We start from the raw sequence: 15,452 nt of genomic DNA, 5'->3' as shown, positions 1-15,452 counted from the left end.
ATTTTTTTGTGCATTTTGAAAGTATAAATCGGCAGCGGTGTAGAAAACACAACGCATTTACCAATTTTTAGGGATTAAGTACGCCAAAGAGTTTTCTTTCTCTCAAAGTTAATTCAGGAGAATGAAATGAAATTGAGATTAGTAAAATAGTAATACCTAAGTCCAAACATAACTCACTATTTAATAGAATGAAATGAATAATAGAGAAATTAACAATAAATGACATTGTATTGCATATTTAAACAAGAGTAGATATAATTATTTAAAAGTCTAAATATATTAAATTTTCAATATATTTAGTCTAGTCAGATTAATTTTACATAATTAAAAAAATGGGGGTAAAGAGATGAAAAAATTAAAAAAACTATCTTTTGCTTTTGCAGTTACTACAGCATTAATTTTATCAGGTTGCGGGAAGGATGCTGAAACGAGCGGTACAGCGGATAAAACGTATAAAGTTGATACTGATGCTGCTTATGCACCATTCGAATATCTTGAAAATGGTAAAATTGTAGGGTTTGATGTTGATTTTACAAAGGCAGTTGCAAAAGAAGCAGGCATAAAAATAAACATTGTTAATACTGGCTGGGATCCATTGTTTGCCGAAATTGATGGCAAGCTTGCTGATGTTGGGATGTCTTCAATTTCAATTAATGCAGAACGTGAAAAGACATACGATTTTACTACACCATACTTCCTATCTATCAATAAAATCTTAGTTCCTGAAGGTAGTAGTATTAAATCTGCTGCTGATTTAAAAGGGAAAGTGGTTGCTGTACAAAATGGAACAACTGGCCAAGAAGCAGTTGAAAAATTGTTTGGTAAAAACAATAAAAACCTTAAAAAATTTGAAAATAATAATTTAGCAATCTTAGAACTAACAAGTGGCGGTGCAGATGCAGTTGTTGCAGATAATGGCGTAATAGAAGCGTATGCAAAAAATAACCCAGACAAAAAACTAGTTGTTATTGATGATAAAAATAGTTTTGAGCCTGAGTATTATGGTTTATTACTTCAAAAAGGAAGTAAAATTAAAGGTAAATTAGATAAAGCCATTAAAGAAGTTGTAAATAATGGAACATATGAAAAAATTTATAGCAAATATTTTAGTGCAAAACCTGACCTTGAAACATTAAAAGCAGAACAAAATAAATAGTGGAGTAAAAATTGCGTAACGCAAAATGTGTTACGCAATTTTAACTAAATGGGGGATAAGATATGTCATTTAACTTTGAAATTGTTAGAGAATACATGCCATTTTTCCTGAAAGGAACCGCATTAACAATTGGCTTATCTTTCGTTGGTATCATTCTAGGTACAATGATTGGACTTTTTATAGGATTAGGTAAAATGCAATCCAATAAGTGGTTAGCACTCCCTTTCGTATGGTATATCAATTTTTTTAGGGGAACACCTTTATTTGTTCAAATTCTATTAATCCATTTCGGATTGGTTCCATTATTTATTGATAAAACAAATCCAATTGCCGCTACAATAATTGCACTTTCATTAAATGCAGCTGCCTATATTGCTGAAATTTTTCGTGCTGGTATTCAATCAATTGATAAAGGTCAAATGGAGGCATCTCGTTCATTGGGGATGACACATGTACAAGCTATGAGATATGTTATCTTACCTCAAGCAGTGAAACGAATGATTCCACCCCTAGGCAATGAATTTATCGTATTAATCAAAGAATCTTCAATTGCTGCAATTATCGCTGCACCTGAATTAATGTATTGGAGTCGAGCAATGCAAGGTCAATATTTTAAAGTGTGGGAACCTTATATAACTGCAGCAGTTATTTATTTAGTTTTAACTTTAACATTAAGTTTTATCTTAAATCGCATTGAAAGAAGGTTGACGACAGGATGATTAAAGTAGAAAACTTAAAAAAATCATTTGGTTCATTAGATGTACTAAAGGATATCAATATTACAATCCAACCTCAAGAGGTAGTTGTTGTGATCGGTCCTTCAGGTTCTGGAAAGTCAACCTTCCTTCGCTGTCTTAATATGTTAGAATCGATTACAGCTGGTAATGTAATGATCGAAGGTGTCAATCTAACAGATAAAAAAACAAATATTAACGAAATTCGAACAGAAGTAGGTATGGTTTTTCAGCATTTTAATCTATTTCCACATCTAACCGTTTTGGAGAATATTATGCTAGCACCTACTAAAGTAAGAAACAGATCAAAAGAAGATGCTAAAAAGAAAGCATACGAATTATTAAATAAAGTCGGTCTTTCAGATAAGGCAAATGCATATCCTGACTCATTATCAGGTGGTCAAAAACAACGTGTTGCCATTGCCAGAGCACTAGCAATGGAACCTAAAATCATGTTATTTGACGAACCGACATCAGCACTTGACCCAGAAATGGTTGGTGAAGTACTTGAGGTAATGAAGCAATTAGCCAAAGAAGGAATGACAATGATAATTGTTACGCACGAAATGGGATTTGCTCGTGAAGTTGGTGACCGTGTGATATTTATGGATCAAGGATATATTGTTGAAGAAAACAGTCCGATTCAAATCTTTGATTTTCCAAAACATGAACGAACAAAGAGTTTCTTAAGTAAAGTACTTTAGAGGCAGGATATGATTGAAAAACAGGAAGTGCAGGGAAAGCAGGGTAATTTATCAAATACCTTGATTTTCTTGCATTTTCTTTCATTTTTTAACCTTTGAGCCAATAATCCTATCTCACGAATAGATTAACTTATCTACTTCCTTAACTCTTCCTTGTATTGTTTTTCTATTCATTCTTTTCGGAATTTTATGCTAAAATTTAATTAAGATCATTAAAGGAGTAGAAGCCAATGGAAATTCAAAAAGTTCTAGTTACGAGTCGAATTCATCATAAACTAAAAGATATTATTGAATCGCATAATCTTAATAAAGAGTTTCGTTTTTTGCCGGAGGACCAAGTTACAAAAGAGGATTATGAGTGGGCTGATACATATGTTGGTTTTAGACCAACTCCTAATTTTGAATTTGGAAATATAAAATGGGTTCATTCATTAGCAGCGGGCGTAGATAGTTTTATGAAAATAAAATGGAAGAATGATGTATTATTAACTAGAACAATTGATGTTTTTGGTCCTAAAATGAGCCAATATTGTTTAAGTTATATATTACAAGATTCGCAATTACACGATTTATTTTCGAATCTACAATCGGAAAATAAATGGGAATTCCATATTCCAAAATCATTAGAAGATCAAAAAGTAGTTATTTATGGAACTGGAGAAATTGGTGGCTATATCGGAAAGACACTCTCGACATTAGGAATGAAAGTATATGGTGTTTCGATGAGTGGAAATGAAAAGCCTTTGTTTGAAAAAGTAGTAAAGTTTGAAGAAGCTAGTACGATTTTAGATCATACTGATTGGATCATTAGTGTTCTTCCATCTACAAGTGAAACTCAAAATCTATTAAATATGGATACATTTAAAAATGTACATAACGTAGGTTTTATTAATGTTGGTAGGGGAGTAACTGTCTGTGAAGACGATTTAAAAGAAGCACTTAAAAAAGGTCATATTAGAAAAGCAATCCTAGATGTTTTTGCTTTTGAGCCCCTTCCTGCTGATTCAGATTTATGGCAAATGCCTAATGTGAAAATTACACCGCATATTTCAGCCGTAACTTTACCAAATGATGGGGTAAAATGTTTTATAGATACACTTTCAAAATTAGAAAATAATGTGTCCTTAAAAAATATAGTGAAAATTGAAAAGGGATATTAATAGACTATTTTACTTTCACTTTAAGAATTTATAAATTGCCAGCGGAGAAGTTCCCTATCTTCGACTAAAGGCTCGCCAATCGGCGAGTTTTCTTTATCATTCCAAACATGTTAAGATAGACAAGTAACAATTTGATGAATAAAGGAGCAAACAAAAATGGCAATTATTGACGTTTCAATCGTACCAATTGGCACAGAAACACCAAGTGTGAGTGCTTATGTAGCAAATATACATAAAGTATTAGAAAAGTATAATGGTGAAGTAAAATACCAACTAACTCCAATGAATACAATTATTGAAGGTGAGTTACCATTATTGCTTAAAGTTGTTCAGGAAATGCATGAAGTACCTTTCGAAAACGGAATTTCAAGAGTTGCAACAACTATTCGTATTGATGATCGCCGTGATAAGAAAAGTACAATGGAAGGTAAACTAGCATCTGTACAAGCTAAACTTGAGCAAAAATAATCGATACGATAAAAGTGACTTTTTGAGTCGAAATACTCTAGTCACTTTTTTTGTTAGCAGACTTGAGGCAAAATAGTTCGATTATTACGAATTATTCGGATGGATGTATTGAAATCTCATATTTTAATTGTTAAACTAAACTAAATAGTCAGTTTAAATAATTCACAGAAAAGGAATGGGTTTAATGCCTAAAGTTTCAGATGATTACAAGGAAAAAAAGAGGGAGAGTCTTTTAGAAAGTGCATTAATTTGCTTTGGAGAAAAAGGATACCACTCAACAACGATGGACGATATTGTAGCCTATTCGAAGACAAGTAAAGGGCTAATTTATAACTATTTCAAAAGTAAGGAAGAACTATACTTAACTTTAATGCAGGAGAAGACAGTTCAAACTTTTGAAAAAATTAATGCTCGTTTTCAAAAATTAAATTCAGCTAAAGATAAATTAAAAGAGTTATTCCAAATGTATAGTGAAATTTCATTAACCGAAGAATGGCGTAATATGATTAGAGTACATATGGAGTTTTGGATTAATTCTGCAAGGCATGAAAATTTGCAAAAAATTATGATTGATCGATACAAAGATCAATATCGAATCTTCTTAAGTGAAATTATCGAACAAGGAAAAATTGCAGGTGAGTTTAAGGACACTATCGATCCTGTTACAATTTCTAGTTTGTTTTGGGCTTATATTGATGGTATTTGTTTACATTATTCAGTTGTAGAAGATGATGACATTTACAAAGAGCAATTTAAAGCAACGGAAGAAATGATTATGAATTATATTTTAATAAATAAATGAGTTTAGGAAGTGTAGAAGATAAACTTCCTACAAAATTTAATATCTGAAAATTTTGTATGTTAAAAATAAAACATTTGACATACATTATTCATAAGATAAAATAAACTTAACAGTCAGTTTTATTTTTGGAAGGGGGGATTTTCATGATCGTTCAAATAAGACTTATTTATTTTGCTATGCATTATTAGGCATTTCATCATATTTATATTAGATTGAAGGGATCAAAGTGGGGAAGAAAGTCTATTTTTTATACACTAAAGCCTTTTCAGATATTGGAAGTATGATGGAATTAGTTGTAATGAATGCAGTTATTTATTCGATGACGAAAAGTACATCTTGGCTTGCAACTATTTTAGCGCTTCGTGTATGTGGCGGAATTGTTACCAGTTTATTTTCTGGCGTAATAGCAGATCGATATAATCGAAGAAAACTAATGATATTTAGTGATATTACTAGGGGGATATGCATTTTATTCCTTTGTATCATTCCAACGCCAACAATGTTTGCAATTGTAGCATTTATTATTGGGGCGTTAGGAAGCTTTTTTTCAGTAAGCTTTAGTGCAGATCTTCCCCAAATTTTTGGTGAAGAAAACATATTAAAAATTAATGCATTTATCTCTCGTCTCGCGGCTATTAGTATGGTTATAGGTTTTTTATGCTCTGCCTTTTTGTCAACTGTGGTAAATTATCGCGTTATTTTTGGGATTGATTCCATTTCTTATTTTTTATCAGCATTTGTTTTAATCTTTTTTAAGTGGGAAAATACGGTAAAAAATAACGGGAACAATAGTTTGAAAAAGTTTATTTATGATTTAAAAGAAGTAAAAAATTATGTGTTTATGAAAAATATACTTCTTTTCGTATTCATCGTCTTTTTGTTTCAAACATTTTCGGCTAGTTCTCATAATGTCGGTGTACCAATTTTGGCAGATAAAATAAACTCTGACAAATCAACATTTTATCAAGGGCTGATCTGGGGAGCGTGGGGAATTGGTGGAATTATTTCTACTTGGATCATTCCGAAAATAACTTGGCCAAAACAGCATTATCTTTTTTTGTATTACGGTACGTCTATTTTGACCTCTTTAGGCTTTATATTATTTTTATCAAATCGAGTACTATGGATTGTTTTCTTTTTTGCTTTTTTTACAGGGTTTTTCGATAATGCAGCAGGAACGTATTTCTCAACAATGATTCAAAAAACTGAAAATTCAATAAGAGGCAGGATTTTTGGCATAGCAAATTTATTAAACAGAATTGGATTTACAATTGGTTTTGTAGTAGTTTCACCATTATTATCGATTATGACAATGCCTCATCTTGTATGGCTGTTTCATGGGAGTTTAATAATAATGATAATTTGCGTAACTGTTTTCTTACTATTTAGGAAAATAGTAAGTGTCGAACAAGAATCAGAAAGAAATGAGAAGGAACTAATTGTTAGCAAACAATGATGAAGAAAAGGACGTGAATGGATGGAAACAAATGTGAAAAATAATATTGAACTTGAGAAAATTAACTATTTCCGTTGTAGTGAAGTGGATATTGAATTGGCTTATCAAGCATTTACAATAGGATTTTCAGATTATATGGTAAAATTTGATTTATCTAAAGAACAGTTTATTAACCTGTTTTTTGGTCCTGAAGGAAATAAACCGGAGCATTCTTTCGTAGCGATCCATGAAAATGTAGCTGTCGGTGTTATACTTGGTGGAATTAAAATCTATGAAAATATAAAAACAATGAGGTGCGGTACTTTAGCAATTAGCCCAGATTTTAGAGGTCTTGGAGTAAGTCAAAAATTATTTGAATTACACAAGGAAGAGGCAAAAAAGCAAAACTGTAAGCAATTATTCCTTGAAGTAATCGTAGGAAATGACAGAGCAATTAATTTTTATAAAAAACTTGGGTATGAAAAAATCTATGATCTTTCATATTATTCGAAAAAAGAATTAACAAGTTTTCCAAACACACAATTAGTATCAAATTCAGAAATAAACAAAGTTGATTTTAATACGTTCAAGGAAACGATTAAAGATTGGAACTACCACATTAACTGGCAAAATGACGTTGAATATTTAGAAAAATCATCCAATTTTACTTATTATTTAGCTAAGGTCAATCATAAAACTGCTGGAGCATTAGCTATTAATTCAAATGGTAGAATAAGTTTCTTAATGATCAATAAAGCATTCCGAAATCAGAAAATAGCAACTAAATTATTAGAAACAAGCTTTAACGAATTAAAATTAAAAGCCTTTTCAGTGACAACGCCTAATAATAGTAGTTTAGAAGGTTACTTGTACCATTTAGGCTTTACAAAAGATAAAATTGCGCAGTACGAAATGTATCATTCATTAATGAGTGAGTAAATGGGACGTATCAGAATAGATTATCTTTCAAAGTAAAAGAAACTACCTTTTTAATTCATTTTTGTACGATTGCCTATCTACTGGCCTTGCTCATAATTGTCTATTTCTTCGTACATTAATTAGTACGGAGGTGAATTTACATGTATGATTATCGTCAACAAATCGAGCAACCATATTATCCAAATTACCAAGTTCCACAACAAGAGGATGAAAGATTCTTCCCATTCTTTTTTCCCTTTTTATTAGGTGCAGCAGCATTTGGACCTTGGGGATGGGGAAGACCATGGGGATGGGGCCGTCCTGGGTGTGGATGGGGAGGACCTTGTGGATATTATCATCCTTGGGGATGGGGAAGACCATGGGGTTGGGGTCGTCCTTGGTAAACTAGAAAACTATAAAAGCCACATAAATTATGTGGCTTTTCAGAATGCCGCCAAACGCTCGCTTTCTTCGTTACTTCACTAGTTGCGTGTAGTGTAACTCCTCTCCTCATCAAGTATCGCGCACCGATAAAAAGTGTTTTCAATCAAATAACGAGGATTCTTATTATTTTCCAATTAAATGCATTAAAAATGGAATAAGCAATGAAGCTAATATCGCACTTAATGTCATTGCGATTGAACTAATTGCTTGCTCAATTTTCCCATATTCAGCTGCTTTAGCTGTCCCAACTCCATGTGAAGCAATTCCATAAGAGAGACCAATGACTACAGGATGGTCTATTTTAAAAAGTGACAATAGAATTGGTCCAAACATCGAACCAGATATTCCAGCAACCATAACATAAACTACAGTTAAAGATGGAATACCTCCTATAATAGAAGTAATTCCCATCGCTAAAGGGGTTGTAACGGATTTTGCTGCTAATGAAAGCATAATAACTTCTTTTAATCCAAACCATATTGAAAAGTACACTCCCGAAAATAATCCAATGGTAGTTCCGGCAAAAACACTGATTAAAATAGAAAGACTATGCTTCTTAAGGGTTGCTCTATGCTCGAATAAGGGATAAGCAAATGAAACAACGGCAGGACCTAATAACATATTGATCCATTTCCCACCGAGAATGTAATTTTTATACGAAAGGTGAAAATTTACAAGAAATAAAATAATGACACTAGTAGATGTTACGATCGGTATTAGTAAAGCGTATGTGAACTTTGAATATAATTTTTTTGCACCGAGATAACACAAAATGGTTAAGACAATAAAAAAGATAGTTTCAAAGTCTTTCATTCAGATCCCTCCCTAAAATACTAGCTTCATTTTGTTCATCAGCAGTTTTATTAGAAAGGTATGAACTAACAATTGCGGTTACACTAAATACGATCCCTGTACTAACTAGTACAATTAAAATTGAAATGAAGCCATGAAAATTTAATAATGAGGAATATTGCATGATTCCAACAGTTGCCGGAATGAATAATAAGGTCAAATGTTTACTCAAAAAATTACTTCCATTTCGTATCCAATTATCCTTAAAAAATGGTAAATAAAGTAAACAAAATAATAAGATCATACCAATAATACTTCCAGGAATCATTAGATGAAATTGTTGCTTGATTAGATTCCCAATAAAAAATAATAAGTATAAAAAGCTTATTTGAACAATTAATTGTACAAACTTCATAAACAACATCCTTTAAATCTTTAATGTCTAAGAGATTATTAATCTACATATTGTACAATAATTTATGGCTAAAATGTGAACTTTTTTTAAGAACCAAAAATGCATCTTTTTATAAAACAGTTTATAATAGAGTTATTATATAAACAGAGGAAGTTGAAAAAATGAATTCATTTGTTGCATTTGATTTTGAAACAGCAAACTATAACCGACATAGTATTTGTGCTGCAGGATTTGTTTTTGTTGAAAATGGAGAGATTGTTGATCAAATTTATTCTTTAATAAATCCTGAAGAAGAATTTTATTCTATGAATATTTCTGTTCATGGTATAAGACCAAGAGATGTACAAGATGCACCTATTTTCCCAGAATTTTATCAAGCAATTCAAAATAAAATCGCTGGTAAAACTTTAGTTGCTCATAATTTACCTTTTGATGGCTATGCATTAAAAGATAATCTATCAAGATATGGTATTCCTTCTACACCGAATAATTTATTATGCTCACTTCAGCTTGCTAAAAAGGTATTGCCAAAACAAGCTCGTTATTCATTGGATATTTTATCAAACCAGTTTGGAATCGTTTTAGATAATCATCACCATGCTCTTGCAGATGCAGAAGCTTGCGCAAGATTATTTCTTCATTTAACGAAGCATTATGAAATTGCTACTTTAGATGATTTATATGAGAAAACTTCAATTTATCATGGTCAAATACATCAATTTGATTATCGCTCATCATTAGTAAAACCAAAGCCTAAACGTAAATTGGAGAAAAAAGTATGAAAATAATTTCTTGGAATGTGAACGGGATTAGAGCCTGTGTGCAAAAAGGTTTTTTAGAATATTTTAATGAACAAAAAGCAGATATTTTTTGTATTCAGGAGACGAAATGTCAGGAGGATCAAATAACATTAGAGCTAGAAGGTTATCATCAATTTTGGCATTCTGCTGTAAGAAAAGGATATTCGGGAACTGCAATCTTTACAAAACATAAACCATTAAATGTAAGCTTTGGATTTAATGGAAAAGAAGAGGACGTTGAAGGTAGAGTATTAACATTAGAATATGAGAAGTTTTTTATGGTTAATGTGTATACGCCTAATTCACAACGAGATTTAGCTAGATTACCGATACGATTAGAATGGGAAGATCAATTTAAAATTTATTTAAATAAACTTGATGAACAAAAACCTGTTATATTATGTGGTGATTTAAATGTTGCGCACAACGAAATTGATTTGGCAAATCCAAAATCAAATCGTTCAAACTCAGGATTTACTGAGGAAGAACGTGGGAAAATGACAGCATTATTAGAGAGCGGATTTACGGATAGTTTTCGTTTTCTGAATCCAACTAAGGAAGGTTCATATACTTGGTGGTCTTATATGGCAAAAGTTCGTGAAAGAAATATCGGATGGCGAATTGATTACTTTATTATCTCCAACAGATTACAAACTGAATTAGTAAATTCGGAGATTCACTCAGAGATCATGGGTAGTGATCATTGTCCAGTCATGCTAACTTTAAACGATTCTATCATCTAATTAAAATAGAAAGTTCTTATTTCTAAAGAGCTTTCTTTTTTTTATTAGGCAATTAGTATGTCAACAACTTCAATAATGCGTAAACTAAAATAGGACAAAGTATGTTTAACATTTTTGAAGCATGTTGAATAATGATAGAGATCAAAAGGGACGGGATTCAAATGAATATGAAATGGCTAGAATGGGCGCAGAGAATCCAAGCGATTTCACAGGCAGGATTAACGTTTACAAAAGATGTTTTTGATAAAGAAAGATATGAAGAATTAAGGGGTATAAGTGCAGAAATTATGCAGCAATATTCGGATATGCACATTGAAAAAATCCAACAATTATTTCGCAATGAAATAGGCTATCCAACACCAAAATTAGATGTAAGAGGCGTAGTTTTTAATGAGGGTAAAATATTATTGGTAAAAGAAACTTTAGAAAATAAATGGTCTTTACCAGGCGGGTTTTGTGATGTAGGACTGTCAGCATCCGAAAACGTAGTAAAAGAAATAGTTGAAGAATCCGGTTATAAAGTCGAACCAAAGAAATTACTAGCAGTGATGGATATGAAAAAGCATTCACATCCACCTCAACCATTTCATTATTATAAATTATTTATACTTTGTGAAGTTGTTGGTGGAAATCCAACTACTGGAACTGAAACAAATGGGATTGATTTTTTTGAACTGAATGATTTACCTGAACTATCCATAAATCGAAATACTGCAGCTCAAATTGAATTAATGTTTGAGTATTATAAAAATCCTTTAAAAGAAACTTGGTTCGATTAGAATTTGCTAGGTTATAGATAAAAACTTGATGAGTTGCTTTTGCAACTCTTTTTTGTATATGTCTCTAAAAGAAAGAGGGATTTAAATGCAACCATAAGCAACAAGAGATTGAAAAATACAATAACGCTGTTGAAAATACTTGTTAAATAATGACCAAATTTTCGTAAAGGAAGTTGAGTGATGTTCATTTCCACTACAGGATGCATGCTTAAGAGCAGGAAGAAGGTAATGCAGGATCAAGGGGAAAGTGAAAGGAAAAGATATTAAAAGATTTTAGAGAATTTTATTGAATTCTTAAAAATAATATATTTCCTATCTGTTTTCCTGTTTTTCCTGCCTTTTTAAGTATTCGACTTGCACAAGTTTTATCCTAAAATAAAAATATTTAAATATACTATTAGTAATATGACTAGATAAGGTGGTTAGAATATCCCATGCGAAATCTTATTATAACCATTTTGACTTCAATTGTTTTCCCATTGATTCTTTCTTGCATTCTAACAATTGATAAACCAGTCTCCGAATTCATTGATACATTAGTTATTTTAAGTAGCTGCATTTTTGTGATATTTTTTTCATTTGTTGCTGTTAAAATATCAAATAAAATGATTGGTAAATATAAAAAGTTGATCGTTTTTGGACTCGTTGGAGGCATAGGCGGCTTCTCATTTATTTTATTTTATGAAGAGCTTGTAAATATTAAAATCATTTGGGGATTAGTTAATTTAAAATTAATTTTAAGTTGTATCGGTTTAGGTATTCTTGCATCAGTTATTTGGTTACTCATTGAAAAGCTAACATTTTTCGTTATGAAAAAGAGTTGGTTTGAAGAATAAGGTACATTTCATTTGGAAAAATGAGGGAGTAATTGTTAGACTAGATATTGAGAAATATTTTTATTCATAAATATGGAGGAATGACTTGAAAATTGAATCAATGAATTATATAAAACTAGAGAATGAATTAAAGAAAGAAAGAATTTCAACTTGCCTAATTTATCATAATAATGAGATCGTTTATCGATACAATAAAAATCTGAAAAGTGAAAGTAAATTATTTAAAATAAATTCTGTTACGAAAAGTGTCTTATCGATCTTAATGGGGATTGCAATTGATAAAGGATTTATTGAGAATGTAAAAGTTCCAATATTACAATACTTTCCAAACATTGAACCTGAAAAAAGAGAGATTACAATAGAACATCTACTTACAATGACAGCAGGATATGAATGGCCTGAATGGGGAGAGTGGGGTGGTAGGCCTTTCCCAATGATTAATAGTAAAGACTGGATTCGTTATGTATTAGAGAAAGAAATGGTTTCGAAACCAGGAGAGAAAATGATTTATGACTCAGGTGCCTCTCAAGTCTTAAGTGCAATTATTCAAATGGCTACGAAACAAAAATTAGTCGATTTCGCAAGGAAGATGCTATTTGAACCTTTAGGAATTCTGGAATATGAATGGCACGAAGATTCAAAAGGAATAAATATAGGTGGATTTGGTTTAAGCTTAAAATCTGAAGATATGCTAAAAATTGGGATTTTGATGCTTCAAAATGGTACTTGGAAAAATAAACAAATTATTTCATCCGAGTGGATAAAAAATTCTACAAATGCCAAATATCACACATATGATCACGTTGGTTCATATGGTTATCATTGGTGGACAACAAGTTCTGATGAAATGAAAAGTATCGATCCGAATCTTTTTTTTGCAATGGGGTATGGTGGCCAGTTTATTATTATTTCGCCAAAACATAATATGGTTGCTGTTTTTACAAGCGCAAAATATATTAATACATTTATTCCTTTAAAAATTTTTCAAAATCATGTTCCATTGATGATTAATTCTTAATTAATTCATTACTTGAAGTTTTTACAATAAAATCTACCAAAATCACATTAAAATTTAATTTGATTCAGACTGCCCGCCAAACGCTCGCTTTCTTCGTTACTTCGCCTGCCTGTAGTGCTCATTACCGTCTAAGGTAACTCCGCTCCTCGCCAGGCTTCGGCCTCGAAAGACAAGCGTTTTCAATCAGTCTGAAAATCAGATAAAAAAGGACTTTGACTACACACTGAATCACATTAAAAATTAATGTGATTTTTTATATTGTTATATATTGGCAACGGTTAGATATCCCGACTTATTTTGATGAAAATACAATTGTGATTTGAACAAAGGTTTTATAAAACAAAATGAAATAATATAGGATTTTACGAAAATATGTCGAATTATATAAGGAATAAATTAAAATGTAATTACTCCAGAAGGGATGTAGATTGATGTTTTTAGTAACAGAAGATTTTAAGACATTTATTAAGAAATATCCAATAACGACAATTATGGTTTGTTTATGTTCCATTTTAACGATGATCACAACTTTTTCAGGTGGCTATAGTATTCAAAATATTATTAAATTTGGTGGGTATGAGCATAGTTTAGTTGAAAAAGGAGAAGTTTGGAGACTATTCACATATGCTTTTATGCATGGAAGCTATGTTCACTTTTTTATGAATATGACATTTTTAATCATATTAGGCAGACCATTAGAAAGAGCAATGGGTTCAGTAAAATTTATTCTATTTTATTTAATTGCAGTTTTATTTACTGGCATGATGATAAATTTATTTTATACGCCAAATACAGTTGAGACAGGGGCATCTGGTGTTGGATATGCATTTTTAGGGATGTACTTATTTATTACCTTATTTAGAAAAAACATGCTTTTTTTAGATGATCGAAAGTTTGTAATGACATTTTTAGGGATCGGATTACTATCATCATTAATTATTCCTTCTACAAGTTTAACGGGTCATTTAGCTGGTATGTTCATTGGTTTTATTATGACGCCAATTGTAATAAATAAAAAAGCAAAATTTCAAAATACAGTAAATGTATAACCTACATATCAATAAAAAACAAATGGTTGAAAAAGGAAACTTTCAACACATTTGTTTTTTTATGTAATCATATAAAAAGAAGGTTGATTTCCGTTCCAGGATGCTCGCTTTCTTAAGAGCAGGAACAAGGAAATGCAGGATAAAGGAAAAGATATAAAAAGCTTTAGAGAATTTTATTGATTTCCTCTATAAAGTCCTTGTCCTTAATGTTTTCCTGCCTTTCCTGCTCTTAATTGGTCTCACCCTTCCCGCTACTCCCATAGGAGTCTCCCACCTTCCACTCCAATCAATATCTTTAACGACTTTATTCTTAAAATTAAGTGAAATATAATCTCTTTTAAAAATATCTTTTAAATAGTAACAATATCCATTTACAGTACCTTGTATTAAATATCAAATACGTCTGTTATACGGTCAGCTGATTGACGATTTCTACATAATTTGTATAAATCATTAAAAAATTGATCTACATCTTTACTTGAATTCGGGATCGGAATATCTACTTGTAGTGAGCCAAATACTTGTTTAAAATATGCTTTGCGTTCGGCATTTTTACCATCTCGCTTTAAAGGATTGTACTTCCATACGAGTGATTGCTTTCCATTTAAATCATGAACTTCTCTAATTTCTGCAGCTGTTGTTGACTTATTTCCAACATAAATGACTAAGTAATAATTTTCATTTCGATGCCAATCAATAAATAATAAATAATAACTTTCCTCTTCAATTTTATTTAAATGAAAAGCAGAAACGATTTGTTTCCCATTAGCCCATTGTTGAAAGTTTTGTAAAGTATTGAATGTCGTTGGAATTTCCTCAATTACATAAAATGAGTTATTCGATTTCATCCATTTTTTAATATGATTTGTAATATTAATCGCAATTTCCTTTTTCATGATTTACCTCGTTTTTCGATACTTGATAATATCATTTTACCATTACAGGTAGTCTAAAAAAATCATTCGATGTTATTATCTTCCATCAATAAGTTAAACTTTAATGACGAATAGTATTAATGATGATTTGAATAAGGAGGATTTTAGATGGCAAGAGGTAAAAGCTTTAATCATAAGAAAAAAGGGCATGAGCCAACACATCCTAAAGGTACATTAGTAGCTCCAGAAGACCGAAAACATGAAGATCGTGAAGAGGATTATATCGTAACGGAAGAAGCATTTAAAAATCGAATTCAATAAATT

General features: G+C 31.2%; 19 protein-coding genes. 16 read left to right on the top strand and 3 right to left on the bottom strand.

Annotated elements, in window-relative coordinates:
• Positions 1-346 precede the first annotated feature (346 nt).
• The 9 genes from B7R67_RS11060 to B7R67_RS11020 all read left to right on the top strand — a co-directional run bounded on the left by B7R67_RS11060 (position 347) and on the right by B7R67_RS11020 (position 7,781).
• Positions 347-1,156 (top strand): basic amino acid ABC transporter substrate-binding protein, encoded by an 810-nt coding sequence (locus B7R67_RS11060; protein WP_088070396.1) that lies wholly within the window; start codon positions 347-349, stop codon positions 1,154-1,156.
• 62 nt (positions 1,157-1,218) lie between these two features.
• Positions 1,219-1,875, top strand: coding sequence for an amino acid ABC transporter permease (locus B7R67_RS11055; protein WP_088070394.1), 657 nt, complete (start codon positions 1,219-1,221; stop codon positions 1,873-1,875).
• On the top strand, positions 1,872-2,594 hold the full coding sequence (locus tag B7R67_RS11050; RefSeq protein ID WP_088070392.1) for an amino acid ABC transporter ATP-binding protein: 723 nt from the start codon (positions 1,872-1,874) through the stop codon (positions 2,592-2,594). Before B7R67_RS11055 ends, B7R67_RS11050 begins: the two co-directional genes overlap by 4 nt.
• 230 nt (positions 2,595-2,824) lie before the next feature.
• Positions 2,825-3,754, top strand: a complete 930-nt coding sequence (locus B7R67_RS11045) for a D-2-hydroxyacid dehydrogenase (RefSeq protein ID WP_088070390.1) — start codon at positions 2,825-2,827, stop codon at positions 3,752-3,754.
• A 156-nt stretch (positions 3,755-3,910) separates the two neighbouring features.
• Positions 3,911-4,222 (top strand): MTH1187 family thiamine-binding protein, encoded by a 312-nt coding sequence (locus B7R67_RS11040; protein WP_088070387.1) that lies wholly within the window; start codon positions 3,911-3,913, stop codon positions 4,220-4,222.
• Between the two features lie 184 nt (positions 4,223-4,406).
• Complete coding sequence (locus tag B7R67_RS11035) at positions 4,407-5,024, top strand: TetR/AcrR family transcriptional regulator (RefSeq protein ID WP_158095076.1); 618 nt, start codon at positions 4,407-4,409, stop codon at positions 5,022-5,024.
• Between the two features lie 226 nt (positions 5,025-5,250).
• The gene (locus tag B7R67_RS11030; RefSeq protein WP_088070383.1) at positions 5,251-6,480 is read left to right on the top strand and encodes an MFS transporter; all 1,230 of its coding nucleotides are present in this window, start codon (positions 5,251-5,253) and stop codon (positions 6,478-6,480) included.
• Positions 6,481-6,501: 21 nt separating this feature from the next.
• Positions 6,502-7,398 carry a GNAT family N-acetyltransferase gene (locus B7R67_RS11025; RefSeq protein ID WP_088070372.1) on the top strand — a complete coding sequence of 299 codons (897 nt, stop codon included), beginning with the start codon at positions 6,502-6,504 and terminating at the stop codon, positions 7,396-7,398.
• 140 nt (positions 7,399-7,538) lie between these two features.
• Entirely contained in the window at positions 7,539-7,781 is a 243-nt protein-coding gene (locus B7R67_RS11020; RefSeq protein WP_088070370.1) for a hypothetical protein, read from the top strand.
• Positions 7,782-7,944: 163 nt separating this feature from the next.
• Here the strand turns inward: B7R67_RS11020 and B7R67_RS11015 are convergent, their stop codons facing one another.
• Positions 7,945-8,634: an LrgB family protein gene (locus tag B7R67_RS11015; RefSeq protein WP_088070368.1), complete on the bottom strand. Its 690-nt coding sequence runs from the start codon at positions 8,632-8,634 to the stop codon at positions 7,945-7,947.
• Entirely contained in the window at positions 8,621-9,028 is a 408-nt protein-coding gene (locus B7R67_RS11010) for a CidA/LrgA family protein (protein ID WP_158095075.1), read from the bottom strand. Before B7R67_RS11010 ends, B7R67_RS11015 begins: the two co-directional genes overlap by 14 nt.
• A gap of 161 nt (positions 9,029-9,189) precedes the next feature.
• Here B7R67_RS11010 and B7R67_RS11005 point away from each other — a divergent pair, with 161 nt between their 5' ends.
• The 6 genes from B7R67_RS11005 to B7R67_RS10980 all read left to right on the top strand — a co-directional run bounded on the left by B7R67_RS11005 (position 9,190) and on the right by B7R67_RS10980 (position 14,253).
• The gene (locus tag B7R67_RS11005) at positions 9,190-9,810 is read left to right on the top strand and encodes a 3'-5' exonuclease (RefSeq protein WP_088070364.1); all 621 of its coding nucleotides are present in this window, start codon (positions 9,190-9,192) and stop codon (positions 9,808-9,810) included.
• Positions 9,807-10,571, top strand: a complete 765-nt coding sequence (locus B7R67_RS11000; protein WP_088070362.1) for an exodeoxyribonuclease III — start codon at positions 9,807-9,809, stop codon at positions 10,569-10,571. The genes B7R67_RS11005 and B7R67_RS11000 overlap by 4 nt, the downstream gene beginning before the upstream one ends.
• Before the next feature lie 161 nt (positions 10,572-10,732).
• Positions 10,733-11,350, top strand: coding sequence for an NUDIX hydrolase (locus B7R67_RS10995; RefSeq protein ID WP_088070359.1), 618 nt, complete (start codon positions 10,733-10,735; stop codon positions 11,348-11,350).
• 434 nt (positions 11,351-11,784) lie between these two features.
• Positions 11,785-12,186, top strand: a complete 402-nt coding sequence (locus B7R67_RS10990; RefSeq protein WP_088070357.1) for a hypothetical protein — start codon at positions 11,785-11,787, stop codon at positions 12,184-12,186.
• Positions 12,187-12,271: 85 nt separating this feature from the next.
• Complete coding sequence (locus B7R67_RS10985) at positions 12,272-13,204, top strand: serine hydrolase domain-containing protein (RefSeq protein WP_088070356.1); 933 nt, start codon at positions 12,272-12,274, stop codon at positions 13,202-13,204.
• Between the two features lie 431 nt (positions 13,205-13,635).
• Entirely contained in the window at positions 13,636-14,253 is a 618-nt protein-coding gene (locus B7R67_RS10980) for a rhomboid family intramembrane serine protease (RefSeq protein WP_088070354.1), read from the top strand.
• 386 nt (positions 14,254-14,639) lie between these two features.
• Here B7R67_RS10980 and B7R67_RS10975 read toward each other — a convergent pair whose 3' ends face one another.
• Positions 14,640-15,149 (bottom strand): hypothetical protein, encoded by a 510-nt coding sequence (locus B7R67_RS10975; RefSeq protein WP_088070352.1) that lies wholly within the window; start codon positions 15,147-15,149, stop codon positions 14,640-14,642.
• A 147-nt stretch (positions 15,150-15,296) separates the two neighbouring features.
• Here B7R67_RS10975 and B7R67_RS22300 point away from each other — a divergent pair, with 147 nt between their 5' ends.
• Positions 15,297-15,449 (top strand): hypothetical protein, encoded by a 153-nt coding sequence (locus B7R67_RS22300; RefSeq protein ID WP_167374910.1) that lies wholly within the window; start codon positions 15,297-15,299, stop codon positions 15,447-15,449.
• The last annotated feature ends 3 nt before the right edge of the window (positions 15,450-15,452 follow it).

Origin of the sequence: Gottfriedia luciferensis (genome assembly GCF_002156865.1) — a bacterium.
In the GTDB taxonomy this organism is placed as follows: Bacteria; Bacillota; Bacilli; order Bacillales; family Bacillaceae_G; genus Gottfriedia; species Gottfriedia luciferensis.
Note: the sequence above shows the minus strand (reverse complement) of the source record. Positions and strands in the feature narration are given on the sequence as shown.